The sequence below is a fragment of the Enterococcus mundtii genome (assembly GCF_002813755.1).
Taxonomy (GTDB): Bacteria; Bacillota; Bacilli; order Lactobacillales; family Enterococcaceae; genus Enterococcus_B; species Enterococcus_B mundtii.
Window position 1 is genome coordinate 1,496,503 of record NZ_CP018061.1, and the last position, 19,169, is coordinate 1,515,671.

Sequence of the window (19,169 nt, forward strand, 5' to 3'; positions counted from 1 at the left end):
ACTCACTCTCCAATTTAAATATATGATGGCTGATCATTTGTTGGCTCACTACCTAATGTCGCTAATAGTTTGATACCGATTTCGCGAGCAGAAATAACAGCCTGACGGACAGCCCCTGAATCACCACTAAATGTCATCGTGACTTCATTTGAGAAATTCTGTCCATTTTGTGGAGTCGCATAGCTGACCACTTCAATATTCGCCGCCTTCATGGCTGTATCCGCCATCACTACACCAATTGCAGCTGGTGCACCAACGATCAAACCAAATGATTTGCCGATTGGAGTTCCAAATACTTTGTTACATGCATAACTCGCTCTGGCAGTGTATTGACATTCAATGTGGCCTGCTTCATTCGCATACACATCTCCGAACGTGCGAGTATCCACTTCTTTTAACGTCACTTCTACCGCTCGTTTAACATCCGAAACATCATCCCCACCAAAAATGATAAGCGAGCCATGACCAGCGCCACCTTTAGTATCTCTTGGCATTTCGATCGAGATGACTTCTGTGTTTGTTGCTTTGACTGCTTCATCTGCCGCTAAAATATGCGGACCAGCACCGGTACGAGCACCTACGATACCAATCGAGCGATATTTTTTCTCTAATTTCATCGTATCCAATAAGGCTGAATCAACATTTGCGATCACTAAACCAATAGTATCTCCAAATGCTGATGCACCGACAAATTCTGTTAATCCACAATGTTTTTCAATCATTTTGCTTGTTCCTCCCGATGTAGTTTCCTTTGTTTCATTCGATTCGATTTTATTCAAAACTTTTTTCAAGATTTCTTCTACTGCTGCATTGTTTTCAACCATTTAATCACCTCAGTCAGTTAAATTTGGGAGTACTCTCTCAACCTCAGAGTGAGGGCGTGGAATCACGTAATTTGAAACAACTTCTCCCACAGAACTAGCTGCTGTCACGCCAGCGTCAACTGCGGCTTTTACTGCACCTACATCTCCTCTGACCATAACAGTGACTAAACCTGAACCGATTTTTTCAGTGCCGATCAGCGTTACATTTGCCGCCTTCACCATCGCATCTGCTGCTTCGATCGATCCAATCAAACCGCGAGTTTCAATCATGCCTAAAGCTTCTTGACCCATTGTCATACCTCCTAATTTTAGTAGCGCTTACAAAAACTATCATAATAAAAAAAGATGGGAAATAATTGCCCCATCTTTTTTGTACCTATTGATATAATAATAATAATTTGCTGTGAATAAAAAAAGAAAACACGACAAATAGGCTTAAATTTAAATAATTCAAGCCAAATAATCTATCAAATTCTTGTCATTTGATAGTCAAAATTGTGGTATTTGTGATGTTTTATACAATAACCTTTGTTTTTCTGTTAAAATAAGTGCCATGAAAGGGGGCTGTTGCATGATTCAAGGTCATCCAAAAGGAATTCATTCAGATAGACTAACAAAGATATTGGAAGAATTTGCATTAGCAGTCGATTATGGCGCTGTTTTAGTTGATATTCACGGCAAAGAAACGTCAAATCTATTTAATTTTTCTCCTTTTTGCCAAAATATGCGAGCAAATCCACAATTCAAACATCTCTGTCAAAAGTGTGATGCTTACGGTGGTTTAGAAGCATCAAAGACTGGAAAACCACACATTTATCAATGCCATGCTGGATTGACGGATATTTCATTGCCTTTGATCCATGATCGACAACTGCACGGTTTTGCACTTTTTGGGCAAGTAAAAGTATCAGATATTGAAGATCATCAAATCGACCGCATTCATCCATCCATCACGAATTGGAAAGAGCATGCGGAGTTGAGGCATGCACGTAATAAGGTACGCGTAGTGAACAGAAAACAGGTCACGGCTGCCGCCTCACTTTTCGAAACGATTGCTCAACATTATGAGAAAGAAGAAAACCATCCCAGAGATCGAATCAAATTCAATATCAAAACAGCTGAACATAAACCGATTAAGTCTAAAAACAAACGAATCGACTCCGACCATGGAGAAATCAATAAAGCAATCGAATATATCAATAAAAATCTCTCTCGCAATATTACCTTAGATGAAGTGGCAAATCATGTCTATTTAAGTCATTATTATTTCAGCAGACTCTTCAAAAAAGAATTAGACATCAGTTTTGTCAACTACCTTAATAAACAGAGAATCGAACAAGCAAAAGAATTATTACGCCAAACCAATTTAAGCGTTCAAAAAATTGCTTATCGCATCGGTTATACCCAACCGAGCTATTTCTGTAAGTTATTCAAAAAAGAGACCGGAACAACTCCTGCTTCCTTTCGAAGAACGAGCTGATCCACTGAAAGACAGTTGTCCGACTGTCTTTTTGTTTAATAAAAAAATGAAGTGTCTTCGAAAAAACACTTCACTAAACAAACCGTTCAATAGGAATCGGTTTGGCTCGCAAAGTAATTTTCCCAATAAAATCACTTTCACATCATGTAAGGTATCCTGACTTTGCTTCATCCTACTACCTCGCCTTCCCGTAAGTGGCTAAATTGAGGGGTCGTCTGCATATACAGTAAAAAGGGTCTGTCAAGGATTCGCACCTTGTTCCCTTCACATCATGTGCTCATATTTTATTATTTTCAATTATACATTAATTCACAATCGCGGTCAATAGATAACGGAAACGATTTATTTTAAAAAAATGTTTTTGGCTTTTATCCATTCGTAGACAAGTGTTTCTTTAACTCATCTAAACCAAAACCTGTTATCGTAGAAACTTCAAATATCTTAGAAGCACCGGCTAACTCCAATAATTCACGGGCTTTTGCTAGCGTCTGCTGATCTGCTAAATCGACTTTGGAGATCACACCAATCACTTCTTTGTTGAATCTCGATGAAAAATAAGGTGGAAAATAGTTTTGTGCGCTTGTAATATCTTGAACGAATGCCACTACCTCCGCCTCGATTGAAGCACTGACCAACGCATTATAATAAAACTGATTTTCCATGAACTCACCCGGTGTATCAATTGACTCATCCAGATAATACACTTGTTGAGTCTTGTGATAAGAAATGTCTTTCTTTTGTAGCCACTGTGACAATGTAGTTTTACCGCTACCTGTTTGTCCGATAAAAATCACTCGACGCATCTCTTCACCTATCGTCTCTCATAAATAAATAACTACCAACCATTTAGGTTTTTGTAATATTAGGCGTATCAAACCCCAAAACCGTACTCATTGTTTGGATGACTTGTTGCAAAGCATATTCAACTGAAGATACCTCACCAGTAAAAACGACTGATCCACTAAAGCGATCCATGAAACCAATCGCCACATCTCCAGATTTTTTTGCGATATCTGCACCAATGATCGACGCCTCACTCGGTGTGATCGTCAAAATACCGATAGCATTACTTGCTTCACTTAATCCAAGTTTTGTAAAAACTTCACGATCTGCATTTGGGATAATATGCGCAAGTGTGACCTGTTTTCCAGGGACGTACTCTTGGATCGTTCGTTCGATTTGTCTTTCATTTGCTACCATTTGCCACCTCCTACAATCTGATAATAACTATATTCTAGCATAGATGAATAAAAGGATTTTGCTTTTGATCCAGTGGAGTAACAAATATTTGCGGCTTGGTATAATTTATTATGCGATCAAAAAACTGCTATTCTCAACTTTTTCAAAGCTGACAATAGCAGTTTTCTTTTACTTAATAGATGTAATAATCAGACTTTCCTTCTTGTTCAACGGTTATCACTAGTCGATGAGGCAAACAGATACTAGTCTGTCCAGGTTCTTTTCTTATCTATTATTTTTCTCTGAATGAAGAATATCATCCGCTTTATCTGCAATGGATTCTGTTAAAAGGACTGAAAAATTTATCCCCGCACGTTTGCCTAACGTATCGGCCCATCGTGGTATCGTTAAAGTCTTTTTGACAAGTTCTGTATCCTTTAGATATTTAGCAACATCTACACGAATCAATGTCGTAAAGGAATCTTTTTCAGCAAAGACTTCTTTGATCGGCGTTGGCTCTGGTATTTGCTCTTCGTGCTCAATATAGTCCGCTAGAACCATACCTAACACCTCTTGTGCCATAGCAATTCCATAAGAGATATCATCTTCATTGATTCCTGTATAAGCACCCTGAATATCAGGAAATTCAATGAAGTAACCGCCACCTTCTTCGGGTTTAAAAATAGCAGGATATGTTTTTGCTAAAGGTTCGCTTAACATTTCAGTCAATCCCTTCTTGTAATCAAATGCGAGATTATTTCAATCCCGCATCCTTCAAAATTTTTTGCTCAAGTCCTCGGCCTAGATCTTGATTGGCATGAACAGGGACAGTAATTCTAACGCCATCTTTATAAAGGTGATGATGATGATGAGAGCCTTCCTGCCTTCGCTCAATCCAACCATTCTTCTTCAATAACCGAAGCATTTCTTTTCCTGTAAGCGGCATTCTGCACTATACCTCCTTACAAAAACAACTATAGCACGTGCCAACACGTATGTAAAGGTGAGGCTATAGTTTTAACGAGCGATTTTTCTTGGTTGATAAATTCTAAATTTTGAAATCATTTAAATAGCTCATGCCATCTTCTTTAATTTTTAAATACATATTTTTTAATGTATGATCATATCCGATTGTACCCTGTTACTCTGGAGAAAAAAAACTACCACCATCAACTTTCTACAAGCTGACAATAGCAGTTTTCTTTTACTTAATAGATGTGATAATCAGACTTTCCTTCTTGTTCAATGGTTATCACTAGTCGATGAGGCAAACAGATACTAGTCTGTCCAGGTTCCGAGATCCAACCTGTTCTTACAGCGATTTGATCGGGGCTATTATCTTCTTTGACTCTGATCTTACCTTCTTGGATTTCGACAATATTGTATTGGGTATCAGATGGATGGTAAGTCACCATCTTGCTACTGATTCCATCTAAATCAAAACGTTCGACTTCTTTTCCGTCGATTTTGACTATCGCATACTTCACGCTATTTTCAGTTTCTGCATTATCAAATGACAAAGCAAAAACAATTGTCGGAGCGAAAGAAGCAACTACCAGAACAAAAATAATGATGATATCCCACGGTTTTATTCCTGTTTTACGAAAGTTGTGCATATAGATTGTCCTTTTGGCTTTTCTTATTCTATCCTTTTACCGATCTTCTAAATAGATGTTGATTTGTTGTTCGTCATCATAATCCAGTTGATCCGTTTCAAGCATTTCCATTAATTCTATTTTCAAGTCTACAGGAATCTCCCAGAAGCCGTCAATAGATTTGAACAAATCGGCATCATACTTTTGAAAAATAGGATAAATGTTCAAAAATTCTTCAAAGGATAAGTTTTGTTTTTCGTAATAGTCTTTGACAAAGCCTTGCTCTATCGCATGTTCTGTAGGAAGGCCAGTTTCTGTAATCAGTTTCTTATCGACCATCGCACGATAGAATTCTCCTTTGTCTACAGGTTCGTTTTCCGTTTCCGAATAATATTTGATTCCTTGTTCGACCAATGGCGGATAAATAATTTCCATTTCTTGCAGCCTCCTTGCATCGTCCAATCGATTATTCTGTCACTTTCCGTCCTTTATAATAACCTTTTAAGGAGACGTGATGACTTCGACGATAATCACCAGTCACCTCGTCAAAAGAAATCTCTGGTTTCGTCAAACCTTGGTGTGTTCGTCGTAAACGTTTTTTTGCTTTCGATGTTTTTCTTGCTGGTACTGCCATGACTTTTTCCTCCTATTTTACCAACTTGCTTTTTTAACTCCTGGGATCAATCCTTGATGCGCCAGTTCTCTAAATGTGATTCGAGACATACCAAATTTTCTCATGTAGCCACGAGGACGTCCGTCTGTCTGATCTCTCAGTTTCAAACGATTAGGATTAGACTCTTTTGGTAGCTTAGCTAGTCCTTCATAATCTTTTGCTGCTTTTAACTCTTGACGTTGTTCACTATATTTATTGATCAAAGCTACTTGCTTATTCATTTTTGCAATTTTTGATTTTTTTGCCACTAATAATCTGCTCCTTTATTCCACTTTATATTTATCAAATCGTAACAATTACGTTTTGTGTAGAACTACAATACCACTTCTTTATTTGTTTGTCAAAAAAGAAATACGAATAAAGTCAATTTATTAACGACTTCAGACTGAGCTCATCTTTCGAGTACATTGAAAAAGCTCCAATGATATTTATCCTTAACATCACTGTGAGCTTTTTCTACTATTAATAAATGGACACTAAGAATTCAACATCCTAGCCATTACGAATTGATTTTTTCCAACGCCTTCGTAGGCACTTCGTTTTCTGGTACTTCACTCCATCCTTTTCCTTGCATTCCTTTTGCATAGATTTTTAAGTATTTACCTTGTTTTAACTCGTGATCCACTAATTTTTTTACTGTTTGTTGATTGCCATCTTCATCGTATCCTTCAAACGTGTAGAGATAATCCTTCCCTTTTTTATCCCCACTACTTGTTTTGACATAGTATTCTTTCACTTCTTTATCAGATAAAAAATTATCCGTTAATGCTTGAAAGCCTTCTGTCTTTGATTCAATAAAAAATGCACCAATTCCTAAAATAAGCGCAATTACTAATAATCCTTTTACTAATTTTCCCATTATCATTCCCACTTCCTAATTCTTTTTCATTTCCTGTCTAAATCATACTAAATAAAACAATGATTCGAAATCTATTCTTCCTATGTTTAACTTACATTAACGTCATAAAAATTTATCTAGTGACTGATTTTGACCTAGGTAGAATAATATAATGAAAATAAGCCGTAAAACCCAAAATATTCTCGGATTTTACAGGCTATAGAAAAGCATTACTACTACAATTGGTTTGTTCAGCTTTAGTCTATCTTACAACTACCGCGTATTTACGTGCATTATAAATATTCTCAAATGTTGTCCGATTCATCCAATAAGGACCACTGATCGGATCTGATACATGGACTTGATTACTTCCTTTATTATATCCATCAAGAGTGACCGCATGATTATTATTCGCTGCGACACCAAAATTCCAATTCCCCCAACGGATTGGTTGGAAATTGATCGTCACCCAAGCAACAACCGGATGGCCATTTTTGACTTCGTTTAGCAACGTATTCATCGAGCTACCTGAAATATTTTGGACATTTCCGTACTTCTTGCCCCACGTCGTCAAAGGTGCAGGATAAATTGCAGAATAAGTCCATGAATTTTCGACGAATGGGCTGCCGACAAAACCGCTGTTTGGATTACCATTCGGTGATTTAGGGATCGTATTCAAGAATTGAGTCAAACTCCAATTTGTGATCTTCCCTTTATATTGAAGTGCTTGCAATAAAGAAGCCCCTTCACATCCACTTGGCGCACCTAACGCATATTGGTTGTAATTTTTCACACCCAATAGTTTATAGTCCTCTTGATTTTGTTGACCACTACCAACTGCGTACCAACCAACACCTTCATAGACCCAGCCTTGTTTCGTGATTACTTTTTTCTCGTTTTCATCTAACGTGTAATGGTGCCAGTTCACTCGTTTACTATATAAACGACTGACAGGAATGGCATTCGCTCCTTTATAGGAATACCAACCGATTCCTTCATACTTCCAGCCTTGTTTCGTGATACTATCTCTTTCTTTTGCGTTCAACGTATAAAAATGTTCCCCATTATAGCGATTGTACAAACGATAGACAGGATCACCACTTGTCGGTGCCTGCCAACCAACACCTTCGTAATTCCAACCAATCCTTCTTAAATTATCTCGTTCACCAGTATCTCTCGTGTAAAAATGCTCACCACTATGTGGATTGAATAAACGATACATTGGAATCGTTTGCACAGCTGCTCGAAATAATCTTGGGGAGCCTTCGATCAATTCCTCTTTTGGCGCTTGTGTGATATCCGCTTCGTTTTTACCAGCTTTTTCTGGCGCTTCCAAAGCGACTTCTACTCCATCGACGATTGCAGTTTGTGGTTGCTCTGGTTGAACTTCTGTTTCTTCACTCGCTTGTACTGATGGTGTTTGTTGTGACTCTTGCGTTGGTACCTCTGTTTCTGTCGTTTCTGTACTATTTATCTGTGGAGCTGCTGACGTTTGAGTCGATTCAGTCGAGGTAGCCATTGTAGACGAATCCTCTGCAAAAACTTGACTCACACCAAACGAACTCGCTAAAATCGCAAGTATCGTGAACCCACAAATCCCCTTAGTAATAAATCCCCTTTTCATCTTTTTCCTCCTCATAAATGAACAAAAAATAGCAATAGATTTTACATAAGATGTTTCCTAAAAATATTATAACGATAGTAATATATACTATTGTTTAAATTATACATGAATCTATTTTTTTGTCCGAATGATTTGTTTAATTTATTTGAGAACCAAAGAAAGCATACGCTAATTTCATTGAGTAAAACTAGATGGAGCTAAGGTAGGAATGAATGAATCTTATCTTTTAGAATATGAGGTTTTCCAATGCTGGCGAACATATATTATTATGAATGCGCCCATCCTTTAAAACAATTGCTCTGGAAGATTGACTGGCAAGCTCTAGGTCATGAGTCACCATAACGATTGTCTTTCCTTTGCTTACTAATTCTTTCAGTACTTCCATAATAAGGACACGTGAGTGAGTATCTAATGCGCTAGTAGGTTCATCTAAAAATAATATTTCTGGATCTGCTAATATTGTGCGACCAATTGCCACTTTTTGTTGTTCACCACCCGAAAGAGCATCAATGGGTTGGTGTAAATCCGCTTTTAATTCCAATCGTTCTGCCAGAGAATAAACATTTTCCCTTTTTATTTTGTGACCATTCAATGTTCCTGGGAGTACCATATTATCGTAGGCTGACAATGAAGGTATGAGTTGGAAATCTTGAAAAATAAAGCCGATTTTTTTACGGCGAAACTTTGCTAATTTCGCTGCACTCCATCCATAAGGAGATTTGCCATAGATCATCACCTCTCCCTCTGTAGGAGGTAATAAGCTAGAGATACAATGAAGCAACGTTGTTTTCCCTGAACCAGAAGGTCCTACGATTGATACAAACTCTTGTTGTTTTACATCAAAAGAAATATCAGTAAGCACTTGTAAAAGATTTCCTTTCGCAAGCTCTATTTCTTTTTTTAATTCAGTTATTGAAATCACTATCTCTCTCATCGGTCTTAACCTCCAAAAATTTAATAATACTTATAGTACTATCCTTACCACAAAATCATTCTAGTTTATAAATCGAATTCTCATATAGAACTGTAGGGCGCAAACTACTCACTGATAGTAGAAGGATCTCCCCTTTCAGCTATTACCTTACATCTTTCAATCTAAACTAATTATTCTCTTATGCTCAAATCAATGAAAACAGATGGATTCTTTTAGTATACTAATAAATCTACTCCACATACTTCTTTGATGTATGACGTTCAAAACAATAAATGGAAATAAAACACAAACCGAAGACAACAAAAGTTCCTAACGATAATAGAATATTAATCGACCAGTTCGCCTTAAAAATATTGCCCCCACCCAGATAGGTCACTCTTAATAATGGAATCGCAAACATTATCATTCCAATGAAAGTAACTATTATTGAGATGAGTGAAACTATACTGATTTCAATGATTCTCATTTTAAAAATCCAATTTGGTGTACATCCAGTATAAAAGTATTCTTTAGATTCAACTTTTGTTTTAATTCTAAAAAGAAAAATTGACACAAATACATTGGCCAAGCTGATGAGTATTGGAGCGCCAAATACAAAAATAAGGTTGATGACCAAATCTGAAATATAAGAGTTATCATTTGTACCATCAATCAGTAGTTTAGTGTTGAGAAACAAAGCTATAAAATTCCCAACTAGCAAAGTAATGATGCTGACAGGACGAATTAATTTTATTAATTCTTCTATATTGTATTGCATATTGTAAAATGCAGTGCGGATCATCGGATTCTTTGTCATTTTTGGTAATCCAACAATTATATGTACGATCCCTCGAAATATGAGACGAATCAAAAAATTCATAGTCATAAGTATAGAAAGCCACAGAAGGAGCAATAAATTCATTGAGTTACTCATACTTTGAGTATATTCTTTTATTAAAGTTGGATCAGGAATATTTTTGAAATATAAATATACTGTCGCACCTACGCTTATGAGTAACGCAATTATTCCCAAAAATCTACCACTGTTCTTCGTTTTATTAGATGCTCTATGAGAGGAAAGGCTTCCCTTTCTTTTCTTGTAATTTTTAAGACAATAGCGCATACATGTATATAGAATAATTGCTAGTTGAATCATTATCACAGCAAAAATGATATTCCATGAGAACTGAAGAGGGATATGTACAAGAGATTCTTTAGCAGCACTCGAAGGTAATGTGGATAAAAAAAGCTGTGAAGATTTTAAGGAAAAGCAGCTTCCAAAAAACGCTCCAATCATACCGATTAATGACATTTGACCGGTCATTACCAAACTAATTTGAGCTGGAGAAGCTCCTAAAAGAAGCAATATGTCATTTGTTTCATCAAAAAAATCTATACACTGTTTCATTGCATTGGTAGTCAATAAAAACAACACTACTATCCCTATAACTATTGGTAACTGCATAAAAACACCATAATCAACCGAACTGTTAAGATCAGCCCTACTTAAAGCATTTAATATCACAAAAGCAGTGCTAAATATTAATCCAGAAACAATAAAAATAGGTAGTATTGATAGCCAAATTTTCCAATGCTGTAAAAATTGCTTAATAATTAACTTACACATTTACCAGCAGCCTCCTTATTTAGTATTTCTAAATTTAAGGTAGCATAAGAAAATTGTAGAAACAATTAGACTTTAGCCTTATTATGTCTAAAGATTAAGTAATCAATCTAAAAAATACGCATCAAGAACCTACTATGTTTTAGCTATTCTATATAGAATGCTTGGATAGCTAACAATTATCTTAAGATATTAAAGCGAAACCTTTAAAGTGATAGAAGTCATTGCATTTTCAAATGAAGGATCTTGTTTCAACATGGAAAAACATTGTTTTCCAGAAAAAAAGACAGAAAGAAATTCTCCACTTCTTTCTGTCATAATTATTCTAATATTCCTCTTCACCAACATCATTTGACAAAGAGCTAAGTTTTTTTTGCAATAGCCTATTAGGCTATTTCTTCGGTTCATCCTCATCCATTTTCAGAACAGCCATGAAGGCTTCTTGAGGGACTTCGACGTTACCGATTTGTTTCATTCGTTTCTTACCTTCTTTTTGTTTTTCAAGAAGTTTACGTTTACGGGAAACGTCACCACCGTAACATTTAGCCAGCACATTTTTACGTAAGGCTTTGATGTCTGAACGGGCAACGATTTTTTGACCGATCGCTGCTTGGATCGGAACCTCGAATTGTTGACGAGGGATCAGTTTTTTCAGTTTTTCAACGATGGCTTTTCCGCGTTCATAGGCAAAATCACGATGAACGATGAAGCTTAATGCGTCAACTTTTTCAGCATTCAGCAAGATATCCATTTTCACTAGCTTGCTCTTTTGATAACCTGACATTTCGTAGTCAAGTGAAGCGTAGCCTTTCGTGCTTGATTTTAGTTTGTCAAAGAAATCAAAGACGATCTCTGACAAAGGCAAGTTATAAACGACATTGACACGATAATCATCTAAATAATCCATTGTAATAAAATCGCCACGTTTACGTTGCGAAAGTTCCATGACTGCACCAACGTACTCATTAGGTACCATGATCTGTGCTTTCACAAAAGGTTCTTCGACATCTTGGATCGTGACTGGTTCAGGAAAATCAGCAGGATTATCAACAACGACCATCGAACCGTCTGTCTTGTTGACATGATAGATTACAGAAGGCGCTGTCGTGATCAATTCAAGATTGAACTCACGCTCTAAACGTTCTTGGACGACATCCATGTGAAGCAATCCTAAGAAGCCACAACGGAAACCAAAGCCGAGTGCTTGTGATGTTTCTGGTTCAAACTGCAAAGCAGCATCATTTAGTTGAAGTTTTTCCAATGCTTCACGTAGATCATTGTAACGTGATGTGTCGATCGGGTATAAACCACAATAGACCATTGGGTTCATTTTACGATAACCTGGTAATGCTTCTGTAGCTGGATTATCCGCAAGTGTCACTGTATCCCCGACACTTGTATCTTGGACTGTTTTGATGCTTGCAGTGATATAACCGACATCACCGACCATCAAAAAGTCACGCGCAATGGTTTTTGGTGAGAATACACCAACTTCGGTCACATCAAAGGTCTTGCCATTACTCATCAATTTGATTTTATCTCCTGCTTTGACAACACCATCTGTGATACGCACATTTAAAATAACTCCGCGGTAGCTGTCATAGATCGAATCAAAAATCAATGCTTTCAAAGGAGCTTCGATATCGCCAGAAGGTGCTGGGACATATTCCACTACTTGTTCTAGTATTTCTTCGATACCGATCCCAGACTTCGCACTTGCTAACACCGCTTCACTGGCATCGATGCCGATCACTTCTTCGATTTCATTACGCACACGCTCTGGATCTGCGGCTGGTAGATCGATCTTATTGATGACTGGTAAAATCTCTAGGTCATTATCTAATGCCAAATAAACATTGGCTAATGTCTGTGCTTCAATCCCTTGAGCGGCATCCACGACTAAGACTGCTCCTTCACAGGCAGCTAAACTTCGGGATACTTCATAGGTAAAATCGACGTGCCCTGGGGTATCGATCAAATGGAAGATATATGTCTCTCCATTTTTAGCTGTATAGTTCAATTCTACGGCATTTAGTTTGATCGTGATCCCACGTTCACGTTCTAGATCCATGGAGTCTAATAACTGATCTTGCATTTCGCGAGACGTCACAGTGTTCGTCTTTTCCAAAATCCGATCGGCCAAAGTTGATTTCCCATGGTCGATATGAGCAATGATCGAAAAATTTCGAATTTGCTCTTGGCGTTGTTTCATTTTCTTTATATCCATAGCGTCTCCTCTTTTCATATAATCAGCACTTTTCATTATACCAACGAAAAGGAGGAATTTAAAGACTTTTTCCTTCTAAGGACTTTAGAAGTTTTTTTTAGAAACTTTTGTTATACTGTGAACAAGTAACTAAATTGGAGTTGAAAAAATGGACCAAACAGATTTTAGAGAAAATTTTGAGTTGAAGCCTGTCACGGAGGAACATGTTGACCAGTTCAATGAGTTACTTTCCTACGTTTTTCAAGTCACTGACTCTGATATTGAAGAAAGTGGATTCGAAAACAAACGGGAATTTGTACGTTCCAAGCGACCGATTCTAGAATTATCCAATGTATTCGGCTGGTTTCATAAAGAAAAATTGATATCTCAAATCGCGATCTATCCTTGCGAGGTCAATATCCACGGTACACGGTACCAAATGGGTGGTGTGACTGGCGTTGGAACCTATCCCGAATATGCCAACCATGGATTGATGCAAGACTTGATCATCGTCGCATTAGACAACATGCGCAAAAACAAACAGTGGATCTCATATCTTTATCCTTACAATATCCCTTATTACAGGCGTAAAGGTTGGGAAATCATGTCAGATAAGTTATCCTTTAAAATACGTGATACGCAACTACCTAAACAAGTACCTGTTTCTGGTATCGTGGAACGACTGCCTGTCGATCACGAAGATGTTTTCCGTGTCTATCAACAGTTTGCGGGAAAGAATCATGGTGCACTGTTTCGTAGTGCCTTTCACTGGGAAGAATACTGGCGTTTCGAAAATGAAGAAGAACGGACTGCGGCGATTTATTACAATAGCGACAATGAACCAACAGGTGTACTTTTTTATTGGGTCGCTGAAGAAGTCTTCCATGTCAAAGAGATGTTTTATTTGAACCAAGAGGCGCGTAATGGGTTGTGGAACTTCATCTCTGCACATTTCTCAATGGTTTACTGGGTACATGGCGATATCTACAAAAATGAACCCCTCGCTTTCTTATTAGAAGATAGTCAAATCAAAGAACAGATCGAACCTTATTTTATGGCAAGAATCGTTGACGTCAAAGAATTTATCCAGCGCTTCCCTTTTTCTGGTACAGCAGAGGATTTCCATTTCATCGTGGAAGATTCCGTGGCACCTTGGAACAATGGCGTATTTGGCTTGACATGGCGAGATGGTCGTTTGTCGATTGTTAACGAACCCCTAGGAAAAATGGTTCGCTTAGATATCCAAACCTTGACATGCCTAATGATGAATTATCGTCGTGCTTCTTACCTTGCTCGAATCGAGCGCATAACCACGGATGAGGACATGATCAAGACATTAGAGCGGATCATCCCAAACATGGAAGCTTATTTTAGTGACTATTTCTAATACAAAGGATGTTGAAACGAATGAATATTTATTTTGCAGCACCACTATTTGCAAAAGGAGATTTGCTTTATAACGAATCTCTTGTAAAAAAAATCAGAGAGATTTCTTCTGATTTATCGATCTATCTACCACAAGAAAACGAAGCAATCAATGATAAGACTGCCTATGCAGACAGCAAAATGATCGCCTTGGCTGATACAGAAAAAGTACTAGAAAGTGACCTGATGATCGCTCTTTTAGATGGATTAACAATCGATGCCGGAGTTGCTTCTGAAATCGGTGTCGCCTATGCAAAAGGCATTCCGATCATTGGTTTATATACAGATAGCCGCCAACAAGGAGCGACTCATCCAAAAAAAGTCGCTGCCTTGCAACAGGCCGGTGAAAATCAGTTTCATTATTTAAATCTTTATACGGTCGGCTTGATCAAGTTGAACGGAACGATCGTGTCTTCTGAAGAAGCTTTGTTCGAAGCATTGAAATCATATCTAGCTGGGGGAAATATTAGTGAGTAAGACAGTAAAAAAAGTTCAGATTGCATTAACGATTTTCGGTCTATTTGTTGTGGGTTATAACATTTTCGAATTTGTAACAAATAAATATTCGACCACACAAGGAATCACCTTTATCGTCGAATCTTTGGCAGGTATCTTATTGATTTATTTGCCACAGATCATTCGCCGATTGTTCAAGATCCATGTTCCTGATGCAATTGTTTTATTTTATTGGTTTTTCTTGTTTATCTCTGTCTTTTTAGGAACAGGTATGCACTTGATCAGTATTATTTCATTTTGGGATAAAATCTTACACGCCGTTAGCCCGATGGTTCTGACTGCCTTAGGTTACGGTTTGATTGGCTTCTTGCTGAAAGACGCGCCAATCGAGAAAACAAGTCCTTGGCTATTTCTTTTATTTGGATTTGCTTTTGCCGGATTATGCGGTGTTTTCTGGGAGTTCTGGGAATTTCTATGCGATCAATTCTTAGGGATGAACCTGCAACGATTTGCTGCTTCTGATGGTACACTCTTCGTCGGACGCGAAGCATTGATGGATACAATGGGAGATTTACTAACAAATACAGTCGGCGCCTTTATCATGGGTGTTTATGCGTGGGTCCAAGTGAAAAAAGACCCAGCACATTTTGAGAGCTACCGATTAAAAAAATTGGAAGATTGATTGCTAGTATCAACAGTAACCTTACTAAAAAAAGTGAGTTTGGGATCCTAAAGATTCCTGACTCACTTTTTTTTCTGCAAATTTTTACTTCAACAAGCTCATGCCAATTACACCGATGACATACACCAGTGTACCCAAATACACAGAACGTTTCTCTAATACCGTTTTCTTCTCTCTCAAAAGAATGATACTTCCATAGGTCGCGACAAGCAAACTCATTTGCGAAAACGAGTAAGTAATACCCACACCTAAAGACGCAGATACAACAAATAACGTCGTATTAGCGATCACCCAAGAACAACCGGTGATGATATTTCGAGCAATGGCATTGACTTTCAATTGTCTGATCCTCTTCATTGAGATGACCATCCCTCCAACAAACATGCCGATGGATTGAGGTAGAAAAACTTGTGGTCCATGAATATCAAAATAACTAGTGATTGTTACATATAGCATCAAAAACGCAGATGAAATGCACAAAAAGACAATGACTTGTTTGGCAATCTTGCCATTATTATTACTTGTTTTCGTTACCAACAATATGCCAACTAAGATGACAGATAAAGCTATGATCGACATAATAGCTACAAAGATACTCGTCCATTCTAACAAAAAAATGCCTGAGACTAGCGTAACAAAGGCTAATTGTGTCCCAACAGATATGGGCATGGCTTTTGATACTTCGGCCTTTTCTAATGCGCGGAACTGAAAGTATTGCCCCACCGCCCAAAATGCTCCGGACAAAAAACAAATAATAAATGAAACCGTTTGGTACGTCACTTGTTGAGACAAACTAAATATCAAACCAAATAGTAAGGCAGCAATGGTGGTGCCGATCAATTGTTCTTCTGACTTGCCCCCCATGATCTTAGATAATATTGGCATCATGCCCCACCCTAATGCTGGGATCAATGCTAAAAATAAATGGTGTATCGCCATAATTTCTCCTCTTTCAATTTCACAACTAAAGAAAGACACAAGTAGTCAACTTGCTGTTCCTAAAACCCGCTAAACGGTGTTCCAGAAGCAACGCCTTGAGAACCAACTTGTGCCTCAATGTATTTTTTATTTTGTTAATAAATAAGTGGCTAAACCATAGCCGTTGATCGATTTTGTCTCTGTCACTTCTTCTTCCAAGGCATTGATACGTGTGTACTTAAATCCTGCAAAAAGCTTCTCTGGCTCAAGGTAACGTTTTTCTGAAGTGCCATTGAATAATCGAATCACTACACCATCTGAATAATAAGCGTTATGGATCGCACTGACAGCTAATCCTTCTGCTAAATCTAACGAAATTTGCGTATACGTACGTTCACTCAAAGAAAGTGGTTGGATTCTACTTTGGATCTTATTGTCGATTCGATAAACGAAATAATTCAAATCTTGCAATTGATACGAAATCGACGGTTGTTCTTTTTCTGCTTTCCATGTCACTAACGTGTTTTCTGAAATATCAGTTGGTGCCATGCGCATAGAAAAGTCAAAATCGATCCGTTGATTTTCCATTTGAGCAAGCGGTGTGTCCATCATGATATGCCCTTTTTTCGTCGTATCTCCTGAAGCTCGTCCTGGACGATACATCAAATCTGGTTTCCCTAACGAATCCGTTGTGGCTAATACGGTGACATATAAGGAGTCATTGATATATTCGTATTCCTTACTTTGTTCGGTATAAAACACTAATGCCTCTTCGGAACTATACGCGATCACTTGTTTTTCAAAAGGTTCGATATTTACTGGCATTTCAGAATATTTTTGTTCCCAATCGTTCATCGACTGGTTTGTTTTTTCCAAGTAACCAAATTGGATCGCAGAAACGACCTTTTCAATCGATTGATTCAACTTTGTTTTGATGCGAATACGGTGATTTAACACAGAATTTCTAAAAGAAAGACTGCCTTGGACCTCTCCCTGTTCCGTTAACTTCAATGTCAGCTGGTAAGCGAAGATTTTCGTTGTTTGACCGGCGATACGTTCTGCCAATGTATAAGGAAGCGCCAGTTTCCCTTCCAAGATCAAGGTTTCTTCGTCGCCTTTACATGAATCAAACGGCAAAGAGAATGGGTGATCATTAGGTATCGGAGAATAATCGTAAGTGTCTCCGGCATTACTATCATCCACGATCGTCAAGAAGTCTTTGATCGTATGATGACCATCTGAAAAGGCAAGTTGTCCCTCTTCAAAAGTCAAAGAATAGTTACCTTTTGAGATCATCATGCGTGGGGTCATGTCAGGTAGACCAGCCGTAGTCTGTTTGACGAAATCGAAGACTTGATAGCCTAACCCAGCAAATGAACAATCAACAGCTACTAGTAAAATATAGTATCCTGGCTCTTCGATAAAACGATTGCCGGCTGGGGTTTCTTCCATGATATTTTGACGACTAGGTACATAATCCATCGAGATGACAACAGAATCATGGCCCAATACTTCGATTTGATTGACTTTTGAGATGAGTTTTACCACTTTTTTTCCTTTGAAAGGTGTAACTGAAGTATTCAAAATCAAGAATTGTTGATCCGTCAGCTGTAGTCCTTCAGAAATTCTTTTCAATACTAAGTTTTCGATACTATCACAGATTTCTGATACTTCTTTCAAACGATGAGCGATGTCTTGCGAGACACTATCTGACACACAGCCGGCTAGACTGTCATGTGCTTGGCACTCAAATAATTTTTTCCATGCCTTCATGACTAACCGATTGCTCAAAACGATGCCTAGCTCCTTCGCAATCACGACCATTGGTTCGATTTCTAATGTCAGTTTATTTTCTAATCTGAAAATCTCACGTTTCAAATCCATCCGGACAGAACCAATCGTTTTGTGTACGCGAGCAAAAACAGGTGCACGAAATTCTCCTTGGTACTCTTCCAGATCTTTTTGACGAACCAAGTCCATGAACGCTTGATACGTGCTTGTTTGATAGTTATATTTACCGATTTGATTGATTTTATTGATTTTCTCTTCTAAAGATGAGATGATGCCTAATTGATCGTTTCCTGTTGGAATCAAGATGTCTGTTTCATCTGCGTAGCTCTTGATAAAATCGATGCCTTTATCTAATCGGCCTTCCACATAACTCTTCGTTGGTTCTAGTTGTTGTTGCGCACCATAACCTTGAGGAAAGTTCACCGCATACAATTCATTCTCTCCACTTAGACTTTTCCATTTGAAATATGGCGATTGGACATGTTCACCTAAGTCGATCCCACGCCAAAAAATAATATTGTCAAACCCCGCCTCGTTTAAAATCGTCGGCATTTGTGCATTGAATCCAAATGTATCTGGAAGATAACCAATAGGTAGATACTTCCCATATTTTTTACTTTCAAAAACTCCTACCATTGCATTTCTTAAAATAGATTCCCCTGAGGCAAAAAACGCATCCGTTTGTGTGAACCAAGGGCCAATAAATAATTGACCCTTCGCAACTAATTCTTTGATCTCTGGTAATTTTTCTGGATATAGTTCCAAGTAATCATCTAAGATCGAAAGCTGTCCATCTAATACAAAAGTAGCATTAGGCTGTCTTTTCAGCTCTTCCAAAACATCTGTAAATAACTGATCACTTAAAACGATGCAATCCATGGAAGTAAAGTACCATTCTCTATCCCAATGTGTATGATTTACAATGTGTATATTTGTCATAG

At 37.8% G+C, this 19,169-nt stretch carries 21 protein-coding genes and 1 riboswitch; of the genes, 4 read left to right on the forward strand and 17 right to left on the reverse strand.

What is annotated here, in order from left to right; translation table 11 throughout:
- Window positions 1–14: 14 nt before the first annotated feature.
- Together pduB and EM4838_RS07155 are read right to left on the reverse strand one after the other, a co-directional pair.
- Window positions 15–824, reverse strand: coding sequence for a propanediol utilization microcompartment protein PduB (gene pduB, locus EM4838_RS07150; protein WP_071867466.1), 810 nt, complete (start codon window positions 822–824; stop codon window positions 15–17).
- Between the two features lie 9 nt (window positions 825–833).
- Window positions 834–1,115, reverse strand: a complete 282-nt coding sequence (locus EM4838_RS07155; protein ID WP_071867467.1) for a BMC domain-containing protein — start codon at window positions 1,113–1,115, stop codon at window positions 834–836.
- A 280-nt stretch (window positions 1,116–1,395) separates the two neighbouring features.
- Here EM4838_RS07155 and EM4838_RS07160 point away from each other — a divergent pair, with 280 nt between their 5' ends.
- Window positions 1,396–2,304: a PocR ligand-binding domain-containing protein gene (locus EM4838_RS07160; protein ID WP_071867468.1), complete on the forward strand. Its 909-nt coding sequence runs from the start codon at window positions 1,396–1,398 to the stop codon at window positions 2,302–2,304.
- Window positions 2,305–2,433: 129 nt separating this feature from the next.
- Window positions 2,434–2,601, reverse strand: a riboswitch (cobalamin riboswitch).
- Window positions 2,602–2,672: 71 nt separating this feature from the next.
- Here EM4838_RS07160 and EM4838_RS07165 read toward each other — a convergent pair.
- The 13 genes from EM4838_RS07165 to lepA all read right to left on the reverse strand — a co-directional run bounded on the left by EM4838_RS07165 (window position 2,673) and on the right by lepA (window position 12,977).
- Window positions 2,673–3,107, reverse strand: a complete 435-nt coding sequence (locus tag EM4838_RS07165; RefSeq protein ID WP_071867469.1) for a EutP/PduV family microcompartment system protein — start codon at window positions 3,105–3,107, stop codon at window positions 2,673–2,675.
- 43 nt (window positions 3,108–3,150) lie between these two features.
- Window positions 3,151–3,504: a BMC domain-containing protein gene (locus EM4838_RS07170; protein WP_071867470.1), complete on the reverse strand. Its 354-nt coding sequence runs from the start codon at window positions 3,502–3,504 to the stop codon at window positions 3,151–3,153.
- 264 nt (window positions 3,505–3,768) lie between these two features.
- Complete coding sequence (locus tag EM4838_RS07180) at window positions 3,769–4,203, reverse strand: type II toxin-antitoxin system HicB family antitoxin (RefSeq protein WP_071868108.1); 435 nt, start codon at window positions 4,201–4,203, stop codon at window positions 3,769–3,771.
- A 34-nt stretch (window positions 4,204–4,237) separates the two neighbouring features.
- Complete coding sequence (locus EM4838_RS07185) at window positions 4,238–4,429, reverse strand: type II toxin-antitoxin system HicA family toxin (protein ID WP_071868107.1); 192 nt, start codon at window positions 4,427–4,429, stop codon at window positions 4,238–4,240.
- A 262-nt stretch (window positions 4,430–4,691) separates the two neighbouring features.
- Entirely contained in the window at window positions 4,692–5,099 is a 408-nt protein-coding gene (locus EM4838_RS07190; RefSeq protein ID WP_100917255.1) for a NusG domain II-containing protein, read from the reverse strand.
- A gap of 36 nt (window positions 5,100–5,135) precedes the next feature.
- On the reverse strand, window positions 5,136–5,513 hold the full coding sequence (locus EM4838_RS07195) for a hypothetical protein (RefSeq protein WP_071867699.1): 378 nt from the start codon (window positions 5,511–5,513) through the stop codon (window positions 5,136–5,138).
- A 31-nt stretch (window positions 5,514–5,544) separates the two neighbouring features.
- Window positions 5,545–5,712, reverse strand: coding sequence for a 50S ribosomal protein L32 (gene rpmF, locus EM4838_RS07200; protein WP_071867698.1), 168 nt, complete (start codon window positions 5,710–5,712; stop codon window positions 5,545–5,547).
- A 17-nt stretch (window positions 5,713–5,729) separates the two neighbouring features.
- Window positions 5,730–5,999 carry a 30S ribosomal protein S14 gene (gene rpsN, locus EM4838_RS07205; protein WP_065095743.1) on the reverse strand — a complete coding sequence of 90 codons (270 nt, stop codon included), beginning with the start codon at window positions 5,997–5,999 and terminating at the stop codon, window positions 5,730–5,732.
- A gap of 251 nt (window positions 6,000–6,250) precedes the next feature.
- A complete protein-coding gene (locus EM4838_RS07210) occupies window positions 6,251–6,610 on the reverse strand; it encodes a YxeA family protein (RefSeq protein ID WP_071867697.1) in 360 nt (119 codons plus the stop codon).
- A gap of 241 nt (window positions 6,611–6,851) precedes the next feature.
- Window positions 6,852–8,213: a C39 family peptidase gene (locus EM4838_RS07215; RefSeq protein WP_071867696.1), complete on the reverse strand. Its 1,362-nt coding sequence runs from the start codon at window positions 8,211–8,213 to the stop codon at window positions 6,852–6,854.
- Between the two features lie 226 nt (window positions 8,214–8,439).
- Window positions 8,440–9,147 (reverse strand): ABC transporter ATP-binding protein, encoded by a 708-nt coding sequence (locus EM4838_RS07220; RefSeq protein ID WP_071867695.1) that lies wholly within the window; start codon window positions 9,145–9,147, stop codon window positions 8,440–8,442.
- A gap of 229 nt (window positions 9,148–9,376) precedes the next feature.
- Entirely contained in the window at window positions 9,377–10,753 is a 1,377-nt protein-coding gene (locus tag EM4838_RS07225) for an FtsX-like permease family protein (RefSeq protein WP_071867694.1), read from the reverse strand.
- Between the two features lie 388 nt (window positions 10,754–11,141).
- Window positions 11,142–12,977, reverse strand: a complete 1,836-nt coding sequence (lepA, locus tag EM4838_RS07230; RefSeq protein ID WP_065095933.1) for a translation elongation factor 4 — start codon at window positions 12,975–12,977, stop codon at window positions 11,142–11,144.
- Between the two features lie 148 nt (window positions 12,978–13,125).
- Between lepA and EM4838_RS07235 the strand changes: the two genes are divergently transcribed.
- Genes EM4838_RS07235 through EM4838_RS07245 form a run of 3 tightly spaced genes read left to right on the forward strand, consistent with a single transcriptional unit; the run spans window position 13,126 to window position 15,519 of the window.
- Entirely contained in the window at window positions 13,126–14,343 is a 1,218-nt protein-coding gene (locus EM4838_RS07235) for a GNAT family N-acetyltransferase (protein ID WP_071867693.1), read from the forward strand.
- Between the two features lie 20 nt (window positions 14,344–14,363).
- Complete coding sequence (locus EM4838_RS07240) at window positions 14,364–14,858, forward strand: nucleoside 2-deoxyribosyltransferase (RefSeq protein WP_071867692.1); 495 nt, start codon at window positions 14,364–14,366, stop codon at window positions 14,856–14,858.
- Complete coding sequence (locus tag EM4838_RS07245; RefSeq protein WP_071867691.1) at window positions 14,851–15,519, forward strand: DUF2238 domain-containing protein; 669 nt, start codon at window positions 14,851–14,853, stop codon at window positions 15,517–15,519. Before EM4838_RS07240 ends, EM4838_RS07245 begins: the two co-directional genes overlap by 8 nt.
- An 84-nt stretch (window positions 15,520–15,603) precedes the next feature.
- Here the strand turns inward: EM4838_RS07245 and EM4838_RS07250 are convergent, their stop codons facing one another.
- On the reverse strand, window positions 15,604–16,458 hold the full coding sequence (locus tag EM4838_RS07250; protein ID WP_071867690.1) for a GRP family sugar transporter: 855 nt from the start codon (window positions 16,456–16,458) through the stop codon (window positions 15,604–15,606).
- A 126-nt stretch (window positions 16,459–16,584) separates the two neighbouring features.
- On the reverse strand, window positions 16,585–19,167 hold the full coding sequence (locus EM4838_RS07255; RefSeq protein ID WP_071867689.1) for a glycoside hydrolase family 38 N-terminal domain-containing protein: 2,583 nt from the start codon (window positions 19,165–19,167) through the stop codon (window positions 16,585–16,587).
- Window positions 19,168–19,169: the final 2 nt, after the last annotated feature.

Excerpts from the sequence above, each read along its gene's own strand:
- pduB (WP_071867466.1), bottom strand. The coding sequence starts at position 824 with ATGGTTGAAAACAATGCAGCAGTAGAAGAAATCTTGAAAAAAGTTTTG.
- EM4838_RS07155 (WP_071867467.1), bottom strand. The coding sequence starts at position 1,115 with ATGGGTCAAGAAGCTTTAGGCATGATTGAAACTCGCGGTTTGATTGGA.
- EM4838_RS07160 (WP_071867468.1), top strand. The coding sequence starts at position 1,396 with ATGATTCAAGGTCATCCAAAAGGAATTCATTCAGATAGACTAACAAAG.
- EM4838_RS07165 (WP_071867469.1), bottom strand. The coding sequence starts at position 3,107 with ATGCGTCGAGTGATTTTTATCGGACAAACAGGTAGCGGTAAAACTACA.
- EM4838_RS07170 (WP_071867470.1), bottom strand. The coding sequence starts at position 3,504 with ATGGTAGCAAATGAAAGACAAATCGAACGAACGATCCAAGAGTACGTC.
- EM4838_RS07180 (WP_071868108.1), bottom strand. The coding sequence starts at position 4,203 with ATGTTAAGCGAACCTTTAGCAAAAACATATCCTGCTATTTTTAAACCC.
- EM4838_RS07185 (WP_071868107.1), bottom strand. The coding sequence starts at position 4,429 with ATGCCGCTTACAGGAAAAGAAATGCTTCGGTTATTGAAGAAGAATGGT.
- EM4838_RS07190 (WP_100917255.1), bottom strand. The coding sequence starts at position 5,099 with ATGCACAACTTTCGTAAAACAGGAATAAAACCGTGGGATATCATCATT.
- EM4838_RS07195 (WP_071867699.1), bottom strand. The coding sequence starts at position 5,513 with ATGGAAATTATTTATCCGCCATTGGTCGAACAAGGAATCAAATATTAT.
- rpmF (WP_071867698.1), bottom strand. The coding sequence starts at position 5,712 with ATGGCAGTACCAGCAAGAAAAACATCGAAAGCAAAAAAACGTTTACGA.
- EM4838_RS07210 (WP_071867697.1), bottom strand. The coding sequence starts at position 6,610 with ATGGGAAAATTAGTAAAAGGATTATTAGTAATTGCGCTTATTTTAGGA.
- EM4838_RS07215 (WP_071867696.1), bottom strand. The coding sequence starts at position 8,213 with ATGAAAAGGGGATTTATTACTAAGGGGATTTGTGGGTTCACGATACTT.
- EM4838_RS07220 (WP_071867695.1), bottom strand. The coding sequence starts at position 9,147 with ATGAGAGAGATAGTGATTTCAATAACTGAATTAAAAAAAGAAATAGAG.
- EM4838_RS07225 (WP_071867694.1), bottom strand. The coding sequence starts at position 10,753 with ATGTGTAAGTTAATTATTAAGCAATTTTTACAGCATTGGAAAATTTGG.
- lepA (WP_065095933.1), bottom strand. The coding sequence starts at position 12,977 with ATGGATATAAAGAAAATGAAACAACGCCAAGAGCAAATTCGAAATTTT.
- EM4838_RS07235 (WP_071867693.1), top strand. The coding sequence starts at position 13,126 with ATGGACCAAACAGATTTTAGAGAAAATTTTGAGTTGAAGCCTGTCACG.
- EM4838_RS07240 (WP_071867692.1), top strand. The coding sequence starts at position 14,364 with ATGAATATTTATTTTGCAGCACCACTATTTGCAAAAGGAGATTTGCTT.
- EM4838_RS07250 (WP_071867690.1), bottom strand. The coding sequence starts at position 16,458 with ATGGCGATACACCATTTATTTTTAGCATTGATCCCAGCATTAGGGTGG.
- EM4838_RS07255 (WP_071867689.1), bottom strand. The coding sequence starts at position 19,167 with ATGACAAATATACACATTGTAAATCATACACATTGGGATAGAGAATGG.